The organism is Phytoactinopolyspora endophytica (assembly GCF_004138495.1).
Taxonomy (GTDB): domain Bacteria; phylum Actinomycetota; class Actinomycetes; order Jiangellales; family Jiangellaceae; genus Phytoactinopolyspora; species Phytoactinopolyspora endophytica.
In genome coordinates this window covers 144162-148595 of the sequence record NZ_ML142863.1, presented here as the reverse complement: position 1 = coordinate 148595, position 4434 = coordinate 144162, and the positions used below count along the sequence as shown (strand labels likewise).

The window sequence follows — 4434 nt, the reverse complement described above, 5'->3', positions numbered from 1 at the left end:
GGCCGGCCAGAAAGCCCTCGTGCCGCTCCCGCGAGGTCCACAGAGCGCTGCCGGCGTGGAGCACCGCGAACCGGCGGTAGCCGATCGCGGTCAGATCCCGGGCGAGCTGTCCGGCGCCGCCCTCGTTGTCGACGCTCACGGTGGCGAAGGGTAGATCGTGCTGGCTGACGATGGCGACGCTGCCGCCCGCCGTCCGATAGGCGGCAAGCTCGTCCACCAACGCCTCTCGGACGTCGGCGCCCTCGATCCGGCTCCCCGCCAAGATGATGGCACGTGGTCGCTGCCCCCGCAGGGTACGGACGATGTTGAGCTCGCTTTCGGCCGATCGATCGGCTACGGCCATGGTCACGATGAAGTCGTCTTCCTCCGCGCGCTGGACGGCACCAGCCGCGATGGACGAGAAATACGGGTCGTCGATGCCTCTCACCACGAGGGCCGCGGTGGCCGTCGTGCCCCGGGCGAAGGCCTGGGCCGACAGGTGCGGCTCGTAGTTGAGCTTGGCGGCGGCGGCGAGCACCTGGGCCACGTTCTCCTCGCGTACGTTGCGGGTGCTGCCGTTAAGCGCGCGTGACGCGGTGGCAGGGGAGACGCCCGCCTCACGGGCGACGTCGCGCAGGGTCGGTGTCCCGCTCCGTTGCCCCGCGGTTCCCGATGCCCGATCTGCAAGCGCTTTCGATGCCTCCCGCATGACCGACATTGTGCACCAACGTCGGCCTTCACCGCTGACGAGAGTGCGTGGACTCTTGATACTCACGCACTCTCCATGGTGGAATACGTTTTCTCACGCCTGGACCGGACTTCGACCCGCAGGAGGAGAGCAATGATGCCATCCACGAGAGCCCGTTTACGGGGCCTCAGCCGTCCAGTCCGCTTGATCGTCTCCACCGTGGTGTCTGCTGCCATGACAGGATCGCTGCTGGTCGTCGGATCGGCGGCGGCCACTGCCGCCGAGTCGTCCGACGCCGCAGACGCAATGACGTACTACGTCGACGCCACCCGCGGAGACGACGCCGCGTCGGGCTTGGACGAAGATAACGCATGGCAAAGCCTCGAACGGGTCAACGAGACGACCTTCGAACCTGGAGACCGTATTCTGCTCCGCGCCGGCGAGCGTTGGAGCGGACAGCTCTGGCCGAAGGGGTCCGGAGAGGTCGATGCCCCCGTCGTCATCGACAGGTACGGCGAGGGGCCGAAGCCTCGCATCGACGCGGAAGGCGCCATTGACGATGCGGTCCGGCTGTTCAACCAGGAGTATTGGACCATCCGGCACCTTGAGGTGACCAACGAGCGCCCGTCGTCCGGCGATCCCGACCAAGACCTGGGTGACCTGCGAGGTGTCCACATCAGCGGGGACAACGGTGAGACGCTCAGCGGCTTCGTCGTCGACGGAGTCGACGTTCACGACGTGACCGGTGAGGTCAACTGGATCGGCGGCAGCACCGACGGCAACAGACCGGGCATCCGTTTCCAGACCGGTTGGGACACGTCGAAGAAGACCGGCGGCATCGTCGTCGACACCACGGTGCCGGACATCTCCGCGCCGCCGGAGACGCCCACGATTCTGAACGACGTGGTGATCGAGAACTCGACGATCGTCAACACGTCCTTTGCCGGCATCAGCGTCAAGCAGTACACCGGCGACGCCAAGAACGACGACGGTGAGACCATCGCCGAACGGACGGGATGGGGAACCCGGCGCAACGCCGACGATCCCGACTTCGCGCCGCACACCGATATCGTGATCCGGAACAATTACATCAGCCAGGCGGACACCGACTACGGCTGCAACGGCATCTACCTGACCAACGTCCGCGGCGGCCTGGTCGACTCGAACGTGGTGTATCGAACCGGGACGTCGGGCATCGAGTCGTACTACGCCGATGACGTCACCATCCAGTTCAACGAGGTCTACGAGACCGTGCGCAAGGCCGGCGGCGCGGACCACAACGCCATCGACCCCGACCGGGGCACCACGAACCACCTCATCCAGCACAACTTCGTGCATGGCAACGGTGACGGGATCGCGCTGATCCAGTTCAGCTTCGGCGACGTCGTCGTGCGCAACAACGTCATCGCCGGCAGCACCAGGTACCCGATCTACCTGCACTCCAACCGGGCCGCGCACGCCGAGGTCTACAACAACACCATCTACAACGACAGCAGCGACTACCTGATCTACGGGTTCGGGGAGTACCTCGAATCGAGCTACAACATCACCAACAACGTCCTCTACTCGACGCGGGCGAATGCGACGCTGAGCTCCAGTGACACGGTCCGGTACAGCAACAACCTCTACGGTGGCGCCGACCTGTTGATCCCGGGCAACGACGCGGACGCCATCGTGGCGGACCCGATGTTCGTCGACCCGTCGCTCGACGGCCCGCACGGCACGCCGGAGACGGGGCCGCAGCTACAGACCGCGCACGGGCTGCAGGTCCAGTCCGGCTCGGCGGCGATCAACACGGGTTTGAGCATCGACGACAACGGCGGCCGCGACTTCGCCGGAATGCCCCTGTACAACGGCGGGGCCGACCGCGGTGCTTTCGAGTACACCACTGCTGACGGCGCGGCCACCGAGGCGGTCACCGGAATCGTGCGGAACTCGGCGGGTTCGCCGATCTCCGACGTCTCGGTCACCGTCGAGGGTGCGGGGGAGGCCGCGACGACCGGCGACGACGGCCGGTTCGCCGTGCACGATGTGGCGTTCGCCGACGGCGTGACGGTCACCGCACAACGCCAGGGATACGGGACGGTGACACAGACCGTCGACGTCCGGCACGGCAACACGACCACGATCGAGCTTGTCATGGAGTCGACGAGCACGATCGGCCAGGTGGCCGGTCAGGTGCTCGATCAGGCCGCACAGCCGTTGTCCGCGGTGCGGGTGACCGTCCTCGACGGCGACGACGCCGTCGCCGCGACGACGACCGGGGACGACGGCGGTTTCCTGGCAGAGGAGGTACCCATCGGCGAGGGCTACACGGTCCGCGCCGAGGCCGACGGGCTGATCGCCCAGGAGCGATCCGATGTCGCCGTCGAGCCGCTGATCACCACGGACGTCGGCGCACTGCTGCTGGCGGGCCCCAGCCCGGACGACGTCGCCGTGCACGATTTCGACGACGTGGCCACGGGTGCGCTGCCCGACGGGACAGGTGGCCTCGCCGTCGACCCGTCCGGTGGTGCGATCGACGTGGTAGAGACGCCGGGCGCGTCGGACAAGAGCGCCAAGCTGACGAGGACGACCAACAGCGGCTCGACCAGCCTGTCGCAGACCTTCACACCCGCACTCACCGGGCTCGTCTCGGTCGAGGCGAACATCATGATCGACGAGCAGTATGTGTCCGGAAACCACTGGTGGGGCGTGCCCTACATTCGCGGGAGCAACGGCCAGAACGCCGTCAGTCTCGCGTTCACCAAGGGATCCATCGTGGCGTACTCGGGCACGTCGACGCAGACTATCGGCAGTTATGAGCTCGGCCGCTGGTACCGCGTAGGCGTCGTGATCGACACGGTCAACCAGAACTTCGACCTGTATCTCGACGGTGAACGTGTCTTCACCGACGCCGGCTTCCGGAACACGATCGACGGCGTCGCGCAGGTGGATTACTACGCCAACAGCTCGAACTACGGCAGCGTCCACGTGGACGATGTCCGCGTCGCGCAGGGCGACACCTTCGTTGAGGAATCGGACGACGGGAACCTGCTCGACGACCTCTATGCGGACGGCGATCTGGAGCGACGGCACTACAACAAGCTCCGCAGGCAGCTGTCCATCGCGGAGCGTCTCGCCGATCAGGGCCAGATCGACCAGGCCGAGGACGCCATCGACCGGTTCATCCGGTTCGCGGAGGAGGTCGAAGACGAGGATGTCCGCGGCCGGCTCATCGACTTCGCTGAGTCTTTGCGCACCGAGTGGTCGCACGGATAGATAAAGTACGCACGTGCCGCATGCATCGAGACAGACCGTCACCTTGCATGATGTCGCCGCCGCGGCGGGAGTCTCGGTGGCGACGGCGTCCCGTGTCCTGGGTCGTCGCTCGCATTCGGTGGCGCCCGAGTACGAGCAACGCGTTCTGGCGGCGGCCGCGGCTCTGCGCTACACAGCAGACGCCGCGGCTCGTGCCATGCGCCGGGTCAGCGACTCGATCGCCCTGGTGGCCGATGACCTCACCACCCCGTCGATCGGGCTCGTCGTCGCCGCCATGGAACAGCAAGCGCGCAACTCGGGCGCCTTCGTCACCGTGTCGCCGACCCATGGGACGCCGGAGCGGCAGCTGGAGACGATCCGTCGGCTGCGGGCGTTGCGTCCGCGTGCGCTCGTCCTGACCACCGGCCGTGTCGATGGGGATGTTCTCGGAGGCCGTCTCGTGGACGAGCTGAGCGTCTACCAGCGAGAAGGCGGCCGGGTGGTGATCGTCGGTGACACGGACACGG

At 66.7% G+C, this 4434-nt stretch carries 3 protein-coding genes; 2 read left to right on the top strand and 1 reads right to left on the bottom strand.

Annotation, left to right across the window (positions count from 1 at the left end):
• Positions 1-688 (bottom strand): LacI family DNA-binding transcriptional regulator (locus tag ELR45_RS38965; protein WP_205857205.1); only part of this gene is annotated, 688 nt, incomplete at its 3' end.
• A gap of 213 nt (positions 689-901) precedes the next feature.
• On the opposite strand from ELR45_RS38965, the gene ELR45_RS24925 reads away from it, so the two are divergent.
• Together ELR45_RS24925 and ELR45_RS24920 are read left to right on the top strand one after the other, a co-directional pair.
• A complete protein-coding gene (locus tag ELR45_RS24925) occupies positions 902-3928 on the top strand; it encodes a carboxypeptidase regulatory-like domain-containing protein (RefSeq protein ID WP_205857204.1) in 3027 nt (1008 codons plus the stop codon).
• A gap of 13 nt (positions 3929-3941) precedes the next feature.
• A partial coding sequence (locus ELR45_RS24920) for a LacI family DNA-binding transcriptional regulator (RefSeq protein ID WP_165368085.1) occupies positions 3942-4434 on the top strand: 493 nt, incomplete at its 3' end.